At 59.4% G+C, this 18,630-nt stretch carries 19 protein-coding genes; 14 read left to right on the top strand and 5 right to left on the bottom strand.

The window, feature by feature from the left end; all coding sequences use genetic code 11:
- Positions 1 to 18: 18 nt before the first annotated feature.
- Positions 19 to 1,020 carry an NADH oxidoreductase gene (gene hcr, locus QY76_RS09235; protein ID WP_045424421.1) on the top strand — a complete coding sequence of 334 codons (1,002 nt, stop codon included), beginning with the start codon at positions 19 to 21 and terminating at the stop codon, positions 1,018 to 1,020.
- Between the two features lie 478 nt (positions 1,021 to 1,498).
- Here hcr and QY76_RS19255 read toward each other — a convergent pair whose 3' ends face one another.
- The 3 genes from QY76_RS19255 to QY76_RS19580 all read right to left on the bottom strand — a co-directional run bounded on the left by QY76_RS19255 (position 1,499) and on the right by QY76_RS19580 (position 2,358).
- The gene (locus QY76_RS19255; protein ID WP_225865089.1) at positions 1,499 to 1,678 is read right to left on the bottom strand and encodes a hypothetical protein; all 180 of its coding nucleotides are present in this window, start codon (positions 1,676 to 1,678) and stop codon (positions 1,499 to 1,501) included.
- Positions 1,679 to 1,682: 4 nt separating this feature from the next.
- The gene (locus QY76_RS19250) at positions 1,683 to 2,129 is read right to left on the bottom strand and encodes an alpha/beta hydrolase (RefSeq protein WP_235439368.1); all 447 of its coding nucleotides are present in this window, start codon (positions 2,127 to 2,129) and stop codon (positions 1,683 to 1,685) included.
- Positions 2,130 to 2,229: 100 nt separating this feature from the next.
- On the bottom strand, positions 2,230 to 2,358 hold the full coding sequence (locus QY76_RS19580) for a hypothetical protein (protein ID WP_255640293.1): 129 nt from the start codon (positions 2,356 to 2,358) through the stop codon (positions 2,230 to 2,232).
- An 813-nt stretch (positions 2,359 to 3,171) separates the two neighbouring features.
- On the opposite strand from QY76_RS19580, the gene ltaE reads away from it, so the two are divergent.
- The 3 genes from ltaE to QY76_RS09215 all read left to right on the top strand — a co-directional run bounded on the left by ltaE (position 3,172) and on the right by QY76_RS09215 (position 6,981).
- Positions 3,172 to 4,224, top strand: a complete 1,053-nt coding sequence (gene ltaE / locus QY76_RS09225) for a low-specificity L-threonine aldolase (RefSeq protein ID WP_034162498.1) — start codon at positions 3,172 to 3,174, stop codon at positions 4,222 to 4,224.
- Positions 4,225 to 4,247: 23 nt separating this feature from the next.
- The gene (locus QY76_RS09220; protein WP_045424418.1) at positions 4,248 to 5,738 is read left to right on the top strand and encodes a DUF2867 domain-containing protein; all 1,491 of its coding nucleotides are present in this window, start codon (positions 4,248 to 4,250) and stop codon (positions 5,736 to 5,738) included.
- A gap of 232 nt (positions 5,739 to 5,970) precedes the next feature.
- The gene (locus tag QY76_RS09215) at positions 5,971 to 6,981 is read left to right on the top strand and encodes an NAD(P)-dependent oxidoreductase (protein ID WP_034162500.1); all 1,011 of its coding nucleotides are present in this window, start codon (positions 5,971 to 5,973) and stop codon (positions 6,979 to 6,981) included.
- Positions 6,982 to 6,986: 5 nt separating this feature from the next.
- Here QY76_RS09215 and QY76_RS09210 read toward each other — a convergent pair whose 3' ends face one another.
- Positions 6,987 to 7,820, bottom strand: a complete 834-nt coding sequence (locus tag QY76_RS09210; protein ID WP_045424415.1) for an N-acetylmuramoyl-L-alanine amidase — start codon at positions 7,818 to 7,820, stop codon at positions 6,987 to 6,989.
- Between the two features lie 83 nt (positions 7,821 to 7,903).
- Complete coding sequence (locus tag QY76_RS09205) at positions 7,904 to 8,527, bottom strand: LuxR C-terminal-related transcriptional regulator (RefSeq protein ID WP_045424412.1); 624 nt, start codon at positions 8,525 to 8,527, stop codon at positions 7,904 to 7,906.
- 579 nt (positions 8,528 to 9,106) lie between these two features.
- Here QY76_RS09205 and QY76_RS09200 point away from each other — a divergent pair.
- From QY76_RS09200 to QY76_RS09155, 10 genes are all read left to right on the top strand, one after another.
- Entirely contained in the window at positions 9,107 to 9,628 is a 522-nt protein-coding gene (locus tag QY76_RS09200) for a fimbrial protein (RefSeq protein ID WP_045424409.1), read from the top strand.
- Positions 9,629 to 9,677: 49 nt separating this feature from the next.
- The gene (locus tag QY76_RS09195) at positions 9,678 to 10,370 is read left to right on the top strand and encodes a molecular chaperone (protein WP_045424406.1); all 693 of its coding nucleotides are present in this window, start codon (positions 9,678 to 9,680) and stop codon (positions 10,368 to 10,370) included.
- A 20-nt stretch (positions 10,371 to 10,390) separates the two neighbouring features.
- Positions 10,391 to 12,844 (top strand): fimbrial biogenesis outer membrane usher protein, encoded by a 2,454-nt coding sequence (locus tag QY76_RS09190; RefSeq protein WP_045424403.1) that lies wholly within the window; start codon positions 10,391 to 10,393, stop codon positions 12,842 to 12,844.
- 18 nt (positions 12,845 to 12,862) lie between these two features.
- Complete coding sequence (locus QY76_RS09185) at positions 12,863 to 13,906, top strand: fimbrial protein (protein WP_034162506.1); 1,044 nt, start codon at positions 12,863 to 12,865, stop codon at positions 13,904 to 13,906.
- A gap of 200 nt (positions 13,907 to 14,106) precedes the next feature.
- The gene (gene artP, locus QY76_RS09180) at positions 14,107 to 14,835 is read left to right on the top strand and encodes an arginine ABC transporter ATP-binding protein ArtP (protein ID WP_095666571.1); all 729 of its coding nucleotides are present in this window, start codon (positions 14,107 to 14,109) and stop codon (positions 14,833 to 14,835) included.
- 38 nt (positions 14,836 to 14,873) lie between these two features.
- Positions 14,874 to 15,605, top strand: coding sequence for an arginine ABC transporter substrate-binding protein (gene artJ, locus QY76_RS09175; RefSeq protein ID WP_034162508.1), 732 nt, complete (start codon positions 14,874 to 14,876; stop codon positions 15,603 to 15,605).
- Positions 15,606 to 15,698: 93 nt separating this feature from the next.
- Positions 15,699 to 16,415 carry an arginine ABC transporter permease ArtQ gene (gene artQ / locus QY76_RS09170; protein WP_034162509.1) on the top strand — a complete coding sequence of 239 codons (717 nt, stop codon included), beginning with the start codon at positions 15,699 to 15,701 and terminating at the stop codon, positions 16,413 to 16,415.
- Complete coding sequence (gene artM / locus QY76_RS09165; protein ID WP_012849063.1) at positions 16,415 to 17,083, top strand: arginine ABC transporter permease ArtM; 669 nt, start codon at positions 16,415 to 16,417, stop codon at positions 17,081 to 17,083. Before artQ ends, artM begins: the two co-directional genes overlap by 1 nt.
- A gap of 234 nt (positions 17,084 to 17,317) precedes the next feature.
- On the top strand, positions 17,318 to 18,052 hold the full coding sequence (locus tag QY76_RS09160) for an arginine ABC transporter substrate-binding protein (protein WP_034162510.1): 735 nt from the start codon (positions 17,318 to 17,320) through the stop codon (positions 18,050 to 18,052).
- 78 nt (positions 18,053 to 18,130) lie between these two features.
- Positions 18,131 to 18,619 carry a methylated-DNA--[protein]-cysteine S-methyltransferase gene (locus tag QY76_RS09155; protein ID WP_045424400.1) on the top strand — a complete coding sequence of 163 codons (489 nt, stop codon included), beginning with the start codon at positions 18,131 to 18,133 and terminating at the stop codon, positions 18,617 to 18,619.
- The last annotated feature ends 11 nt before the right edge of the window (positions 18,620 to 18,630 follow it).

Here is an 18,630-nt window from a genome sequence, read left to right as displayed (position 1 = left end):
CTGCGAGACGCCATCACCATGACCATGCCAACCCCCCTTTGCCCCCACCGGATGCAGGTCCACTCCCTGCGCCAGGAAACCCCCGATGTCTGGACGCTAAACCTGATCTGTCCCGACTTTTATCCCTACCGTCCCGGTCAGTATGCGCTGGTCAGCATCGACGGCAGCGAAGAGACTCTGCGTGCCTACACGCTCTCCTCGACCCCAGGACTCAGCCCCTTTATTACCCTGACGGTACGCCGCCTGGACAACGGCGTCGGCTCCGGCTGGCTGACCCGCCAAGTCCACCCGGGCCACGAACTGTGGCTTTCACCGGCGCAGGGCAGCTTCACCTGTCCGCAGGCGGACGCCACCCGCTATCTGATGCTGGCGGCCGGCTGCGGCGTCACCCCGATCATCGCTATGGCCCGCTGGCTGCTGGCGCATAGCCCGAGTACGGATGTCGCGGTGATCTACGCGGTTCGCACGCCGCGCGACCTGATCTTCGCCGACGAATGGCGCCAGCTGGCCGAAGCCCACCCGCAGCTGCAGCTGATCCTGCTGGCCGAAGCGGAGGCAACGGGCGCGATCCTGCCGGGACGCCTCAGCCGCGAGCTGCTACAGAGCCGAATCCGCGCCCTGGCGGAGCGTACGGTGATGATCTGCGGCCCGGCGCCCTATATGCGCCAAGCGCAGACCCTGGTGAGCGAGTTAGGCGTCCCGGCGCAGCAGATCCACCTGGAGCGCTTCCAGCCGGAGACGGCGAGCGCGCCGGTCGGCGGCACGCTGCGCATCCTCTCCAGCTCACAGCCCGGCGACTACCGCGCCGCCGTCGGCAGCACGCTGCTCAGCGCGATGGAGCAAAACCGGCTGCCGGTACAGGCCGCCTGCCGCGCCGGCGTCTGCGGCTGCTGTAAAACCCGTATCCTACACGGTGACTATCAGGTCAGCAGCACCATGACCCTCACCCCGCAGGAGATAGCCCAGGGCTATGTGCTGGCCTGCAGCTGTCAGCTCAACGGGGATGTCGAGCTGGCCTGACCGGGCGCACTCAGGCCAGCGTGCATGCCATGGCGCGGGAGATGCCATCGATCCGTAAGGGGCCCCCCGCGCCACCCTCCCCCCGCGTCTGTGCCGGAGTCCGCTTATGCAGATGTATAATCTTGCCTGTCTCTCACACATAAAATAACTGTCACTGCGCCAGTTGCTCAAATGAAAAAAACAGCAAAATTTAAACAGTGAAAATGCAAACACCCGCAATCATCAAAATAGCTCAGCAAAAATCCTATAAGGATCGCCGGTGTATGAAATGGGAAACGTTGAGAGGGAGCAATGATTGGCTGATGGATCAGACACCCACCATCCAGGGGAAGTTTCGGTTAATTATCACTACCGACTAGCCACAGATATTCGAATAATACCTTCTGTTATCGTTTTATCAGAAATGATAGAGATTCACGCAGCATTACTTCTGGAAAGCAACCTCCAGATAATGCAACCACTATATATTCAGGGTAAATTAATTTGATGTTGCGTCAATCATCGCCATGACTTGTTTAAACATCTCACTCCCTGGATTAGCCAGAGCGTTGACTAAGGTAAAGTGGTTACTCTCACGATCATCTAATAATGTTACATTCAGACCATTTTCACGACAAGCCTCATAATAAGCTCTGATCTGGTGTTTAAACCCTAACATTTATTTACCACCGGCACTGATAAAAATTTTTGCGCAGAGGTTTTCTTAGGCAAAGAAAAATAGGGCTGACACTTTTTGCTTGCTCAAGTGATAAATACAGCCACTCATTGCTAAATATATCGCACAGCAGGCGAAAGTCATAGATACCGCTCATCGCCAGCACGCCTTTTATCGCATCCTCCGGAAGCCGATAACGATTATGCCAGCCTTCAGAAACCAGTGAGCTGCACAGATGGGCACCAGCCGAACTGCCGATGATAAAAATACGTGCAGGATAAATACCAAATGGTTCGCCATGAAAATATAGCCAAGCGACCGCGCTACGCACCTCATGTACAATTTCTGCCACGGTTGCCACAGGCGCCAGGGTATACGGCCACACCATGACGGGTGAACGAGGCAGCCATCGAACAGGCATCCTCTTTACGTTGTGAACACCAGTATCCACCATAAATAAAAATCACTAAGGGTGCAGCTTGAACGCTTTCCGGAAATAAATCAATCCGCTCAGCAGCAGCCATGCCGTAGCGTAGATCGTAAATACCTGGCGTTTATAACTTGGCCTGCTTGGCAAGTTCGGCATACTCCACCATATAGGCATCAAAATCTTCTACTGAAGCGCGTGCGTTATATTGGATTACCCGTTCCTTAATATTTTCAAAGTTTAGGTCAATGTTCATATGTTCATCTCCATTTATTGAATTTTATCATTAAATTCACAAGTGAGAATTTTTATTATTTACGTACAGTAAATTTCATATAGTACCCCCTACCATATAAATGTATCAAAGACTAATTTAATGAATACATGCTACGCCTGAACATTTATTGATGAGAGAGGCTTGGCATTATTTCATTTATCACAACTGTGCCTGATTTATATTAAAGTCATTCCCACAAAAGGAAAATTTTTGCTTATTTGTGCTTATTTCCTTAGCGCCAATATTGGAAAATATTTTTACATCCTCGATCGTCCGTAATGGGTGCGACCTGCCTTCTACGCAGTAAATTCAATGAGATATAATGTAACAGAATTTCCGTATTCGATTGATTTAATGAGATGATTCCCCCCATCCCCATTCTGCAGAGGTATGCTCAAAGAGCACCCCACGTGACAGAGAGCATCCTGCAAAATGTTACGCGATGGGTATCGCTCCCGGCAAACACGCTCTCCGTGTTCATGGTCAAGCTAAATCCGGCCGTCACTGTTACGTAAACATTTTTCGCGCGCCTGTTTGACAGGATATCCGGCGGCTAGCGTGGTGATAGAAACATCTGCTGGTGCTCATTTTATACCCAGCCTATCGACAACCGGAGAAGGCGGCGCGCCGAGCCCCCGGCAAAGTGAGCGCCCATGGGATATTTCTGCCCAACTACCGTGAATACGCGCGCACAATCGATCGCGTCGTCCCTTTGCTTTTTCTTTGGCAGCCCAACGGCGGCGTGGTACAACTGGGGCTTTCCCATGGATGTAGCCGACCAAGGAGTGCCCCATGTTAGATCTGCGCAGCGATACCGTTACCCGCCCGAGCGAGGCCATGCGTCTGGCCATGTCACGCGCCGAGGTCGGCGATGATGTCTATGGCGACGATCCCAGCGTCAACCGACTGGAGCAGGAGGCCGCCGAGCTGAGCGGCAAGCCGGCGGCGCTGTTTCTCCCCAGCGGAACCCAGGCCAACCTGGTGGCACTGCTGAGCCACTGCCAGCGCGGCGAGGAGTATATCGTCGGCCAAAAGGCGCATAACTACCTGTATGAGGCCGGCGGTGCGGCGGTGCTCGGCAGTATTCAGCCCCAGCCCATCGACGCCCTGCCCGACGGCACCCTGCCGCTGGAGCGGGTTGCCGACGTGATCAAGCCCGACGACATTCACTTTGCTCGCAGCCGCCTGCTCAGCCTGGAGAACACCCATAACGGCAAGGTGCTGCCGCTCGACTATCTGGCGCAGGCCTGGGCGTTTAGCCGCGAAAAGGGGCTGAGCCTGCATATCGACGGCGCCCGTATCATGAACGCCGCGGTGGCCCTTGAGGTGCCGCTGACGACCCTGACCCAATACTGCGATACCCTCACCCTCTGCCTCTCCAAGGGGCTGGGGGCGCCGGTCGGCTCGCTGCTGTGCGCCGACGCCGACTTTATTCAGCGCGCGCGCCGCTGGCGTAAAATGACCGGTGGCGCCATGCGTCAGGCCGGTATTCTGGCCGAGGCGGGGCGTTATGCCCTGCGTCATAACGTCGAGCGTCTGCGCGACGATCACGCCAACGCCGCCTGGCTGGCCGACGCGCTCTCGTCCCTGGGACTCCGGGTGCTGGCGCCGGGTGCCCAGACAAATATGCTATTTTTACAGTTGGAGGCCGATGAGGCCGCCGCGCTGGGCCCCTGGATGCGCCAGCGCGGGATCCTGATCAGCGCGGGCGTCACCACGCGACTGGTGACCCACCTGGACGCCACCCGCGCCGACCTACAGCGGCTGGTCGAACTGTGGCAAACCTTCCGCCAGACATACCCTCCGGCGAACGGTGCGCCGCACGCCCACGCCACCTACGGCTAACCTCTCAGCGCGGAGATCTCACCATGGGCGGACAACGTATTCTGGTCTTGGGCGCCAGCGGCTATATCGGGCAGCATCTGATCCCACAGCTGTGCGCCCGTGGACACCGGGTACGCGCCGCCGCACGCCGCATTGGTTGGCTACAGGCGCGCGGTTGGCCCGGCGTCAGCTGTCAGTATGTCGATCTGTACCAGCCGCAGACGCTGCCGGCGGCGCTGGACGATATTGACGTGGTCTACTATCTGGTGCATGCCATGGGCGACGGTGACGACTTCGTCCGCGCCGAACTGCAGGCCGCGCAAAACGTTAGCCGGGCGCTGAGCGTTTCCCGGGTACGTCAGGTGATCTTTCTGGGCGCGCTGCAGCCGCGGGAGGCACAGCCCTCGTCGCGTCACCTTGCCGCCCGACGCGAAACCGGGGAGATTCTGCGCACCAGCGGCGTCCCCGTTACCGAGGTCCGCGCCGGGATCGTCATCGGCTCTGGTTCCGCGGCCTTCGAGGTGATGCGAGACATGGTCTATAACCTGGCCATTCTGACGCCGCCGCTCTGGGTGCGCTCCAAAAGTTCGCCCATCGCACTGGAGAATCTGCTGATCTATCTCAGCGCGCTGGCGGAGCTGCCGGACAGCGACGATCGGACGTTCGAGGTCGCCGGCCCCGAATACATCAGCTACCAGACCATGTTTGAACGCTTTATCCGCGTCAGCGGCAAGCGGCGCTGGATGATCCCCCTACCGATCCCGACCCGCCTGATCTCGGTCTACTTCCTGCACCTGATCACCTCGGTTCCTACCAGCACCGCCCGCGCGCTGATCGAAGGGCTGAAGCACGATCTGCCCGCCGACGATGCGGCCATCGCCCATCTGATCCCACAGACGCTGATCGGCTTTGATCACGCGCTGAGCGAGACCCTTGCCCGTGAACGCGAGGTGGTCGACTCCGCCGACTGGGGCTACGATCCGCAGGCCCGCGCCCGCTGGCGACCGGGCTACGGCTTCTACCCGAAGCAGGCGGGGTGCCAAATCGACACCTCCGCCTCGCGCCGCGCGCTATGGCAGGTCATACAGCAAATCGGCGGCGACAACGGCTACTTCTTTGCCAACCTGCTGTGGCAGATCCGCGCCCGCCTTGACGATCTCAGCGGTAACCGTGTCGTTTATGGCCGCCCGGCGCGCCAAACCTTGCAGATAGGCGATCTTATCGACGGTTGGAAGGTGATCACCCTCAAGGCGGAACATCAGCTGACCCTGCTGTTTGGGATGAAAGCGCCGGGGCTGGGGCGCCTTAGCTTTACCCTGGGCGAACACAACGGCCTACGTACGCTGGACGTGCGCGCCTGGTGGCATCCCGCCGGTTTTTCCGGCCTGCTGTATTGGTTTACCATGATGCCGGCTCACCTGTTTATCTTTCGCGGCATGGCACAGCGCATCGCCGAACTGGCCGAGGCCTGGGACGAGGCGCATCCCCCGCAGGTCGGGAGCTCATCCGACAAAGCGCCGTCCACGGTGCCCTAACCCCCTGCGCGCCGGGGGAAATCCGGCGGCGCCGGGCTGTTCACCGTAGGAGCAACCAGCGCCGATATTACAATTCTGCTAAGTAATCCGATTGCATGTCGCGCCGATTCACGGAAAAATGGCACCCTTATTGCGCAGCCGGAGCGATCGGCGCTCCCGCAGCAGTCAGATGGCCACGTACAACCGGCCGCAACGAACGGCCCGATGGATGGCCCACGGTGGATAGGCAAGTATGAAAGTTTTGGTGACCGGTGCAACCTGCGGTCTCGGGCGTAATGCCGTTGAATATTTACGTCAGCGGGGGATCAGCGTCCGCGCAGCGGGGGATAATCTGGCCATGGGGCAGGTGCTGCAAAAAATGGGGGCGGATTTTATCCACGCCGATCTGGGCAACCTGGTTTCGGCGCAGGCGAAAGCGATGCTGAACGACGTCGATACCCTGTGGCACTGCTCCGGATTCACCTCGCCATGGGGATCGCAAGCGCTGTTTGAAACCGCCAACGTACGGGCCACCCGCCGCCTGGGCGAATGGGCCGCCGCCTACGGCGTGGGTCAGTTTATCCATATCTCCTCCCCCGCCGTCTACTTTGACTATCGCCATCACCACGGCATTCAAGAAGAGTTTACGCCGACGCGCTACGCCAACTACTATGCACGCAGCAAGGCCGCGGGCGAAGAGGTGATCCGCACCCTGGCGCTGGCCAATCCGCAGACCCACTTTACCATTCTACGTCCGCAGGGGCTGTTTGGTCCCCACGATAAGGTGCTGCTGCCCCGCCTGATGGGCACGATGAAGAAGCATGGCTATCTACTGCTGCCGCACGGCGGATCCACCCTGCTGGATATGACCTATGAAGAGAACGCGGTGCACGCCATGTGGCTAGCCAGTCAGCGCCCTGACACCGCCTCGGGACGGGTATATAACATCACCAACCACCAGCCGCAGACGCTGCGCCTGATGCTGCAGCAGCTGATCGATGAGCTGGGGATCGCCTGCCGCCTGCGCACGATCCCCTATCCGCTGCTGGATATCATCGCCCGCGGTATGGAAAAGCTGAGTACGCGCAGCGCCAAAGAGCCGGCGCTGACCCACTACGGCGCGGCCAAGCTGAACTTTGATATGACGCTGGACACCGCCCGGGCACAGAGTGAGCTGGGCTATCAGCCTATCGTGACACTGGAAGACGGGATCGTGCGCACCGCCCGCTGGCTGCGCGACCATGGCCGCCTACAGCACCGCTGAGCACCTTAATCGGCGCCGCCGTACTGCGCGATCAGCGCATCGACGATAGCGCTGGTTTCGGCGTCCGGCTCTCCGCGGAAATCCGTCGGGCGGAAGTGCATCTGAAACGCCGCGATGACCCGCCGGGAGGCCGCGTCATTAATGCCGCTGGGCTCAATCTGATATCCCCACTGCGCCAGCCGCCGCTGTAGATAGGCGACGTCCGGCGGACGTTGCCGGTAGCGCTGCAGATAGGCCCTGACCCGCACCGCCTCCGGCCAGGCGCCGATCCCCTGCTGCGCCAGCATCTGCCAGGGAAACAGCGGACCGGGATCCACCTTGCGCTGCGGCGCAATATCCATATGCCCGACCACATTCTGCGGCGCGATGGCGTAGCGCCGGACAATATCCTGCGCCAGCGCGCGGACGGCGGTGATCTGCTGCGGAGTGAAGGGATACCAGACAATACCGTGCGGCGTACGCCGGTAGCCAGGGTTTTCAATTTCAATACCGATCGAGTTATCGTTGAGGTGGGTCTGGCCACGCCAGTAGCTGATCCCGGCATGCCAGGCGCTACGCGACTCGGGCACCAGCTGCCACACCACCGGCCGACCGTCCCGCTGCGGCGGCACGGCGGGGACCAGATAGTGTGCGCTGACCCGTTTCCCCGTCAGCACCCGCAGGGACGACGGAAAATCCTCCGCGGTATAGTGCAGCACCAGATAGCGAATCCGGGGCTCGGCGCGCAGCGCGCGCTGGCTATCATCCACCCAATAACCGCCGCGATCGCGCAGCGTAGATGACTGCTGACAGCCGACCAGCAGTAACAGTGCCAATAGGGCGGACGTTTTTCCCCACATCGTTTCGCCTCTCCGCGTCATCTTCTCCAGCGCAGATATTACCCGCTGTGGTTGACGACGTCAGCTTCGCTGTCCATATTCCGCTATCCGCACAGGTGTGTATCGGCCCATTTCACCGCCTGAATCCGATTTTTCACCGCTATTTTCTTAAAAATATTATAGATATGCGTTCTGACCGTATTTTCGCTGATATACAAAATACGCGAGATATCCAGATTGCTTGCACCCTGCTGCATCGCCTTTAGCACCTCCAGCTCGCGCAGGGTCAGGCGCGGCGTGGGGGCCGTATCGCCCGACGGTTCCTCCTGCGCAGTCACCAGCAGGGCTCTCAGCCGGCGGATCAGCGTCTGCTGATGTGTCTTGGCCGGAAAGGCCGCGATGATACTCCCATGCTGATGCCACGCCAGCGCCTCATCATGGGTATTCACGTTGATCAAAATAATTCGCCGACCAACCCGCTGATTAAATATAGCCTCAAGCCAACACGCTCGCTGCGCCGGCTCAGCGTCAAGCAACATTGCATCAAATATAATCAAGGCACAGTCATCCAATAAATACTTTGAACTCTTGGGTGCATCAAGCAGATAAATTGGCACGCTAAGATAATTGTTAAGCACATCGACCAGAAGCATCGACTGTAGCGTGGGGTGGGTAATTAATGAGATCCCGTTTTTTTCCTTAAATACGTCATGGCTTATCGCCATCATGAAATCCTCTTCATGGAAACGCAGACACTAATTTTTAACGATAAGGCTAAGCGCTGACTAATAACTAATTGAGATATCACCCACGATATAATCAAAAAAAAGTAATAAAAGATAGCCTGATGTCCACAAACTCTCCGTACAACCGGCATCAAACGCTGGCTATTACGGGTATTACAAGAGATGACCTATGTAGACCGCGACGATCGCCGCAGACGGAAAAAGCACGCGCCGGATAGATTGCCTAAGCATATTCGGTAATTATTCAGCTGTCAAAACATCCTATCCGAATGTTGGTGCAATAAAAGCCATTTCCTCCAATAGGCGACTAATCAGTGCATCGCTTATCATTTTTACTTTAAATTAGATAGCAAGGCCAGCAAATTAAAATACTATTTTTTACCGAGATAAATACGAACTTCGTATTAGTTACAAACCAAAGATCCCAGACAAAAATAAAGTGCCAGAAAAAAGCACCAGCCTGTCAATCGTGATTTTATTTTTTAAAGATGAGATTTTTCTGTTCTGTGATGCACTCCATCACGCAGCGGAATAATGCCCATCCTAAAACAAGGAGTTGTCATGAAGAGCGGTATTATTTCCATAGCGATGCTAAGCGGCCTTTTTATTTCATCTGCGGCACTCGCCGCCCCCGCCCCCGCGGGTCAGCTGCGGATTCAGGGCGAAATTGTGGGCGCCTCCTGCACGATTCAAAACTCAGATCAGCTGCTCCAGCTGCCGCTGGTCGGCGCCGATCAGTTTATTAACGTCAATCCGGGTGAAATTTATACCGGGGCCTCCGCGCAGGCCGATATTAATATCGTCTGCAGTGGCTATGAGGGAGAGACCCTGACGCTCAGCTTCGCCAACAGCAATATGAACGACAAAGGCGTGATCGCCCCGACTAGCGGTGCCGCCACCGGCGTCGGTTTTCAGCTGAAGGTCAAGGATAAGCTGATCAATAGCTATAACACCCAGCACACGCTAATCGGCACGGACGGCAACTATGTCCTGCCCATCACCGCCTACTACCACAAAATCGGCGACACCGTAAACAAAGGCGCGGTGAGCTCCGCCGTCACCTACACCGTTACCCACGATTAACTTAACCCGCGGGACTCCGCCGGGAGTCCCTGTTCCCTGTGGTGACCCCATGAAGAAAGCTCTGCTCGCCCTGCTGTGCGCCATAACCGCCTGGCCAGCCTGCGCCACCATCGTTATTTACGGCACCCGAATTATCTACCCAGCCCAGCGCCAGGAGATCACCGTTCAGCTGGCCAACCGCGGTGACAAGCCCTCCCTGATCCAGGCCTGGATCGATGAGGGGGATCCCAACGTCCCCCCTGAAGAGGTGAAGGCGCCCTTCCTGCTGACGCCGCCGATCGCCACCGTCACGGCCGGTAACGGCCAGCAGCTGCGGATTCGGGCTCTGCCTAACGCCCTGCCACAGGATCGGGAGTCGCTGTTTTACCTCAACGTGATCGACATTCCGCCGGATAACCCGGCGCGTAGCGGAAACCTGCTCAAACTGGCGATGCAAAACCGCATCAAGCTGTTTTACCGTCCCCAGGGGATCGCTGAGCTCGGCGAAAAAACCGTCGGCCAGCTCTCGGCCCGCCGCGATGAGCAGGGGGTAACGCTGAACAACCGCTCGCCTAACCACATCACGATTACCGCGCTCGGCGCCGGTGAACGAGAGCAGCTGCTGAAGGCAACCCTGATGCTGGCCCCCTTTTCCCAACGGCATATCGCCGTCGCCGGCCTGCCGGGCGGGGTCTCCACGCTGACCCTCTCCTATCTGAATGACTATGGCGTGAAACGTCAGCAGGCCATTCCCCTTAACTAATCGCAACGAGTGAGGCACGGATGCTCAGGTTAAACGCCATTACCCTCTCCCTGGCCCTACTGTTTCCCGCTGCCTGCGCCATGGCCAGCGCGACAAACACCTTCGATACCCACTTTCTTAAAGGCACGGCGAAAGACCGCCAGCTGAGCCAGATTACGCTGGATCCCCATGCGCCCTACCCCGGCGAATATCCGTTGGATATCATGGTCAACGGCGAAGGGCGCGGCGTATATACATTGACCGTCAGCCAACGACCCGGCGACACCTGCCTGAGCGAGCCACAGCTGCGCGGGCTGGGCATTAAGCTCCCCGCGCCGCCGTGGGACACCCGCTGTATCCCGCTGCGCCAGGCGCTGCACGGCGGCAGCTACCGCTTTAACACCGGCCTGCTGCAGCTGCAGCTGACCGTTCCACAGGCCTTCGTGACCGACAGGGAAAAAGGCTATATCGCCCCGGAAAGCTGGGATCGCGGCATCAACGCCTTCTTCACCAGCTATAACGCCAGCTATTACTACAGCGATTACCGCGGCAGCGGCCACAGCAGCAATACCTATCTCAACCTTCACAGCGGGTTGAACCTGTTCGGTTGGCAGCTACGCGCCGCCACCAGCTATAATCAGCGCAATACCCAACGCGGCGACTGGAACAGCAACAGCGCCTATCTGCAGCGCAGCTTTGCCCCGATCAACGGAATGCTGCGCGTCGGCGATATGTACAGCGCCTCCGATCTGTTTACCGGCGTGCGCTTTCACGGCGTCCGTCTGTATAGCGATCTGCGCATGCTGCCCAGCGCCAAGCAGAACTTCACCCCGCTGGTGCGCGGCGTAGCCCAGAGCAACGCGCTGGTCACCGTCGAGCAAAACGATATCATCGTCTCTCGTAAAGAGGTGCCGGCGGGGCCGTTCTCTATCGAAGATCTGCAGCTGGTCGGCGGCGGCGGCGATCTCAACGTCAGCGTGCAGGAGGCAGACGGACGCATCACTCGCTTTATCGTTCCCTACTCCTCCCTGCCTAACATGCTGCAGCCGGGGGTTGGCAAGTACGATCTGGCGGTGGGGAAAACCTATCTCAATGACATCAACGATCAGCGCGGCTTCTTTCAGGGCAGCTACCAGCACGGTCTAAACAGCCTGCTGACGCTCTACGGCGGCGCCCAGGCCAGCCAGGACTACTATGCGCTGCTGCTGGGCAACGGTCTTAACACGGCCATCGGCGCCTTCTCGCTGGATATCACCCACTCCGCCAGCAGCCTGACGGATCGCGGCGAGCAGCGCGGACAAAGCTATCAGCTAGCCTACAACAAATACCTGGCCGCCACGGCGACCCAGTTTTCGCTGGCCGCCTACCGCTACTCGTCACGCCACTACCGCACCCTGAGCGATCATCTCTATCTGAACGACAACCGCGGTAGCCCGACCCGCGACTGGGACTATTACCACTACGATCCGGGCCGTAAGAATAACTATGCCATCAACCTGAGCCAGACGCTGCCGCAGGGCTGGGGCTCGGTGTTCCTCTCCGGCACCTGGCGCGACTACTGGGGCGGCGGCGCCCGTCGCCAGGATTACCAGATGAGCTACAGCAACAGCTGGCAGCAGCTCAGCTATACCCTGGCCGCCAGCCAGACCTACGATCAGGGACTGAACAGCGACCGCCGCGTCTATCTCTACTTCACCTTACCGCTGAGCTTTGGCGAGCCGCGGCGCACCCTGTATCTCTCGAACGCCACCACCGTCGATCGCGATGGCTACCACTCCAACAACGCCTCCCTGAGCGGTTACGCCGGCGAGTGGCAGCAGTTTAGCTACAGCGTTAGCCTCAATAACCAACGCCAGGATCGCCTCACCGCGCTGGGCACCAACCTCAGCTATCGGGCCCGCTCGGCGACCCTGAGCGCCAGCTACAGCCAGTCGCAGGATTACCGTCAGACCAGCGCCGGCATCAGCGGCGGCGTGGTGGCCTATCGCGGCGGCGTGCTGTTCAGCAACGCCCTGACGGACACCATGGCAATCGTCGATGCTCCGGGGCTGCGCGACGCCAGCGTCAACGGCTATGGCTACCACGCCACCAACGGCGCAGGCCAGGCGCTCTACGCCGCCCTGACCCCCTACCGCGAAAACAGCCTGCGTCTGACGCCGTCACCGCAGGACGATACGGTGGAGCTGAAGGGGAACATGCAGAAGCGAGTGCCCTATGAGGGGGCCGTCGTGCTGGCGCGCTTTGAGACCGACACGCGCCAACGCTTCTACTTTAAAGCGCGCCGCGCCGACGGTACGCCGCTCGGCTTCGGCTATCCAGTCAGCGGCCACGACGGTGAGACGGTGGGTCTGGTCGGTCAGGGCGGCATGATCTCCCTGCGCAGCGACACCCTGCCGGCGCAGGTAACGGTGCCGCTGGATCCACAGGCGAACACCCGCTGCACCATAACCCTCTCAGCCGCCACGCTGAGCAGTCAAACCCACCTGTGCCGCTGAGTCTGATGAGGTTGAATCATGAAATATTGCCGTTATTTTTTTACCGCGCTGCTGCTGCTCAGCGGCCCGGCGCTCTCCTGGTGCAAGCTGGAGAGCCCGGGTACAGAGAGCCAGCAGGGGCAGGTGCTGATGAGTAATCAGAATATGTTTCCCGGCGGGCAGCAGGTGGCGGTACCGCTGCCGCTGTTCAGCAAGCAAACCCTATGCTCCGCCTATGGCAGTGAGCAAAACGAGGTGCATCTCGGCACGCCCTACGAGCGGGGCGTCGTGATCAAGTTCTATGACAACGTCTTTATCGAGATCACCGTCCAGGCGCCCGCCCAGGCGACCATTAGACTACAGGAGGGGAGCTATACGGCGGCGCAGTTTCTCGATCAGCTCACCGTCACCGCCAGGCCGGTCGCCCCCACCCAGACCACGCGGCTCGCCCCAGAAGGGCAGTATCTGTTGGAGTCCGCGATGGTGATCAGCGCCAGCAACGGGTCATCCGGTTCTCTGGGGGAATTTATCCTGCGTCTCCTCAGGTTTCTCTTAACCGGGAAATGGCCCGCCTCGGAAAACGATCTGTACCTGGTGAATCTTAATTTGACGCTGGACTACCGCGCGACCACCTGCCAGTTTACCGACACCCTGCTCACGCTGCCGCCCGTCTCCATCAGCGACCTGACGCAGAGCGGCGCGATCGCCAGCCCGATCGCCGACCACACCCTGGTCGCCCAATGCGACCAGCTGAGCGGGGATGGCAGCGAGGCGCAGACTAACCGCACCCTGCGGGTGACCCTGAGCAGCGACGCGCTGCTGCCGGAGAATCCCCGCGTCGTGCTGCCGCACTCGGGGCCTGGCGGCGTCGGCTTTATTCTGTACGACGAGCAGCAGCGCCCCATCACACTGGGCGGCGCGGCGGCACAGCCCAGCGTCATCCGACTGATCCCCCGCGGGACAACGCTGCCCGATCGGGGATTCCGTATCCCTATCCACGCCGGTTACTACGTCCATGACCGCGGCCCGGTGCGGCCCGGGCAGTTAGAGGCCAACGTCACCATCAACATCGACTACGACTAAGCGACGGTCGGGCGGCCTCTGGCCGCCCGCGCCGCCTTAGCACACCCGTTTACCCTGTGCCAGCCGGCGTGCCATAACCCGATATCGTACTCTTTCTGAGCGGTCAGAGTGCATATTCTTAAATTTTAACCCACCAATATTGCATAGTTATTCTGATGAAGTTACTCTTTGCCTTATCAATGGCTATTCAGATTAAGCGCATGAGTATTCAAATCGACGGCATTAACTGCTACTACGGCGCACACCAGGCGCTGTTTGACATAACCCTGGCATGCCCGGCCGGCGAGACGCTGGTGCTGCTTGGGCCGAGCGGCGCGGGAAAGAGCTCCCTGCTGCGGGTGTTAAACCTGCTGGAGATGCCGCGCTCCGGCGCCCTGAGTATCGCTGGCCACCAGTTTGACTTTCGCCAGCCGCCGGGTGAGAAGGCTATCCGCGATCTGCGCCGCAACGTCGGCATGGTGTTTCAGCAGTACAACCTGTGGCCACACCTGACGGTGATGCAAAATCTGATCGAGGCGCCCTGCCGGGTGCTGGGACTGTCGAAAGCGGCGGCGCTGGCGCGGGCCGAAAAGCTACTGCAGCGCCTGCGCCTGAGCGAATTCGTGGCGCGCTACCCGCTGCACCTCTCCGGCGGTCAGCAGCAGCGCGTCGCCATTGCCCGCGCGCTGATGATGGAGCCGCAGGTGCTGCTGTTCGACGAACCGACCGCCGCCCTCGACCCAGAGATCACCGCCCAGATCGTCAGCATCATCCATGAGCTGTCGGAGACCGGGATCACCCAGGTGATCGTCACCCACGAAGTGGAGGTCGCGCGCAAAACCGCCAGCCGCGTCGTGTATATGGAGCAGGGTCGCATTATTGAACAGGGCGATGCCAGCCACTTTAGTGATCCGCAGACCAGTGAGTTTGCCGGATATCTGTCCCATTAACGGCCCGCGAGGCCAAGCGTAATCCGTTGGAGTCTGCGATGAAAAAAATCATAATTGCTGCGATGTTAGCCGGTATCAGCGTCTCTGCCACGGCGGCGCAAACCATCCGTTTTGCCGCCGAAGCCTCGTATCCGCCGTTCGAATTTATGGATGCGCAGAATAAAATGCAGGGCTTTGACGTCGATCTGGCCAACGCCATCTGTCAGCAGATGAAGGCCACCTGTACCTTCAGCAACCAGTCCTTCGACAGCCTGATCCCCAGCCTGAAGTTCAAGCGCGTCGATGCGGTGATCTCCGGGATGGACATCACGCCGGAGCGGCAGAAGCAGGTCGACTTCTCCCAGCCCTACTATGACAACTCCGCGCTGTTCATCGCCGAAAAAGGCAAGGTGGACAACGTGGCCGCGCTGAAGGGCAAGCGGGTCGGGATCCAGAACGGCACCACCCATCAAAAATACCTGATGGATAAACACCCCGAGCTGACGCCGGTGCCCTATGACAGCTACCAGAACGCCATCCTCGACCTGAAGAATGGCCGGATCGATGCAGTGTTCGGCGATACGGCGGTGGTCAATGAGTGGATGAAGCAAAACCCCAATCTGGCGCCGGTCGGTACGAAGGTCACCGATGCAGACTATTTCGGTACCGGGCTAGGGATCGCCGTGCGCAAGGGCAACGCCCCGCTGCTAGAACAGTTCAACGCGGCGCTGAACCAGCTCAAACAGGATGGCCAATATCAGGCTATCTATGACAAGTGGTTTCAGAAGTAACCACCGAAAACGCCAGTAGTGCCTATCTCCGTAGGCGTTATGGTTAGGATCAGCCAGGCGGCGCAAGCCGCCTGATGGGATAGGCATCAGGCCATGATTGAATTGACCCCCTTATTACATGCCGCCGGCATCACTGTCGGTCTGGCCCTCTGCTCCCTGCTGCTCGGCCTGGTGCTCGCCATGCTGTTCGCCGTCTGGGAGTCTGTCCGCTGCCGTCCGCTGGCGCTGCTGGGCACCGCCTGGGTTACCCTGCTGCGCGGACTGCCGGAGATCCTGGTGGTGCTGTTTATCTACTTCGGCTCGTCCCAGATGCTGCTGTGGCTCTCCGACGGCATCGCTCTGAACCTGGGCTTTACCACGCTGCGGCTGCAGCTGAATATCGAGAACTTCGAAGTCAGCCCGTTCCTGTGCGGCGTGCTGGCGCTGGCGCTGCTCTACGCCGCCTATGGCTCTCAAACCCTGCGCGGCGCGCTGAAGGCCGTACCGCAGGGACAGCGCGAGGCTGGAATGGCGCTGGGGCTGAGTAAAACTCATATTTTCTTCCGCCTGGTGATGCCGCAGATGTGGCGCCACGCCCTGCCGGGGCTGGGTAACCAGTGGCTGGTGCTGCTCAAGGATACCGCGCTGGTTTCGCTGATCAGCGTCAACGATCTGATGCTGCAGACCAAGAGCATCGCCACCCGAACCCAGGAGCCCTTCACCTGGTACTGCATCGCGGCGGCGATCTATCTGGTGATCACCCTGTTCAGCCAATACATTCTCAAGCGTATTGAGCTGCGTACTACCCGCTTTGAACGGAGTGCCGCATGATGTTGAGCTATATTCCGGATCTGCTGCAGGGGCTACATACCAGCCTGTCACTCACCGTGGTCTCCCTGCTGGTCGCCCTGGCGCTGGCGCTGTGCTTTACCGTGATCCTGACCCTGCGGCCGCTGATCCTGACGCCGCTGGTACAGGGTTACATCACCCTGTTTACCGGTACGCCGCTGCTGGTCCAGATTTTCCTGATCTACTACGGCCCCGGGCAGTTTGCCTGGATCCGCGACACGCCCTGGCTGTGGAGCGCCCTATCGCAGCCCTGGCTGTGCGCCATGCTGGCGCTAGCGCTCAACAGCGCCGCCTACAGCACTCAGCTGTTTTACGGCGCGATGCGCGCCATTCCCAACGGCCAGTGGCAATCCTGCGCGGCGCTGGGCATGTCCAAGGCCCAAACCCTGCGGATTCTGCTGCCCTACGCCTTTAAGCGCGCGCTCTCCTCTTACTCCAACGAGGTGGTGCTGATCTTTAAGAGCACGTCGCTGGCCTACACCATCACGCTGATGGAGGTGATGGGCTATGCCCAGCAGCTGTATGGCCGCACCTACGACGTGATGGTCTTCGGCGCCGCCGGCCTGGTCTACCTGTGCGTCAACGGTCTATTGACGCTGATGATGCGCATGATTGAGCGCCGAGCGCTGGCGTTTGAGCAGCGCAGTTAAACGACTCAACACTTTGAAAGGTCGGTTATTACCGGCCTTTTTTTACGCCTGATAAGAAACATGGAAAAAATATATTTATCCATATCTATTGCATAACAATTCACTAAATGGCACATTCAACTCCAGCCCCTCGCCTGCGCCGCCGCGCCGATCGTTCCCGGCACGCGTCCCAGGCAGAGAGGGATCGACAGACGCCCTCTCCCCATCGGGATTAGCCTTGTACAGGAGTTAAGCATGAAGAAGTTACTGGCCTGCGCCATCGTTGTCGCCTGCAGTTTCAGCGCCCAGGCGGCAGAGAATATCCGCTTCGCCTCATCGGCCACCTACCCGCCGTTCGAATCTCTGGATGCCAGCAACAACATCGTCGGCTTCGACATCGATCTGGCCAAGGCGCTGTGCCAGGAGATGAAGGCGAACTGTACCTTTAACAACCAGGCGTTTGACAGCCTGATCACGGCGCTGAAGTTCAAGCGCTACGACGCCGTGATCTCCGGCATGGACATCACCCCGGAGCGGCAGAAGCAGGTGGCGTTCACCCAGCCTTACTACGCCAACTCGGCGATCATCATCGCGCAGAAAGGCAAATATCACTCGATAGCCGATATGAAGGGGCTGCGGGTCGGCATGGAGAACGGGACGACCCACCAAAAGTACCTGCAGGATAAACATCCGGAGATCAAGCCGGTGGCCTATGACAGCTACCAGAATGCGATTCTGGATCTGAAAAACGGGCGCATTGATGGCGTCTTCGGCGATACCGCGGTGGTCAATGAGTGGCTGAAAAACAATCCGCAGCTGGCGGCGGTCGGCGAGCATGTCACCGATCCGCAATACTTTGGCATCGGGCTGGGCATCGCGGTGCGCCCGGACAACCAGGCGCTGCTAGATCAGCTGAATCAGGCGCTGGCCGCCATCAAGGCGAACGGCACCTATCAGAAGATCAGCGACAAGTGGTTCCCTGCGTCCTGAACGCATCCGATTGGCGCTCCGGGCACGATTTGTTAGCATGTTGCCTCCGCCCGTCGGCGCCACGCTTCAGGATATGCTATGGACTATGACCACTATGATTCCCCCCTCGGCCCACTGCTGATGGCCGCTGATGGCGGCGGCCTGAGCCAGCTATGGCTGCCCAATGAGGTGATCGCGCGGGTGATCCCCGCCGACTGGCACCGATGCGGCACACATCCCCTGCTGCGGCGCACCCGCGCCCTGCTCGATGCCTACTTCGCCAAAGAGCATCCCTGCTGGCAGGATCTACCGCTGACGCCGCAGGGCACCGCCTTTCAGCGACGGGTATGGCAGCAGCTGAGTGAGGTTCCCTATGGCCAGTGCAGCCATTATGGCGAACTCGCCCGGCGGCTGGACAATCCGCGCGCCGTGCGGGCAGTCGGCGGTGCCGTCGGGCGCAACCCGATCGCCATTCTGATCCCCTGTCACCGCATTCTTGGCAAAGGTGGCAACCTGACCGGCTACAGCGGCGGACTGGCCATCAAACGGGCCCTGCTGGAGCTGGAGGGGATCCCCTACCGCCCCTGACGTCCATCGCC

Origin of the sequence: Edwardsiella sp. EA181011, assembly GCF_000800725.1 — a bacterium.
GTDB lineage: Bacteria > Pseudomonadota > Gammaproteobacteria > Enterobacterales > Enterobacteriaceae > Edwardsiella > Edwardsiella anguillarum.
The sequence above is the reverse complement of the archived record's forward strand: the minus strand, read 5'-3'. Positions and strand labels throughout refer to the sequence as shown.